1 protein-coding gene is annotated in these 242 nt (G+C 44.6%); it reads right to left on the reverse strand.

What is annotated here, in order from left to right; all coding sequences use genetic code 11:
* A partial coding sequence (locus UF06_RS18935) for a GMC oxidoreductase (protein WP_045571818.1) occupies positions 1–242 on the reverse strand: 242 nt, incomplete at both ends.

Here is a 242-nt window from a genome sequence, read left to right on the forward strand (position 1 = left end):
GCTACATGAAGGATGATAAGCACTCTCAACATTTTGCTTAACCCACTCATCAATTTGCTCGTCGGTTGTAATGTGAAGACCTGGTTGGATCTCATCGCCACGGAACTCATCCATCGTAGGTTGATTGAGAATTTCGCGTGTCAGACGAATACAGTCACGCCAGTCCTGTTTATCTTGCTCGGTCGAGATGTAGTTAAACTCAATCTTTGGCTTATCATTCGGGTTAGAAGAGACCACTTCCA

Origin of the sequence: Vibrio sp. S234-5 (assembly GCF_000960595.1) — a bacterium.
Classification (GTDB): Bacteria; Pseudomonadota; Gammaproteobacteria; order Enterobacterales; family Vibrionaceae; genus Vibrio.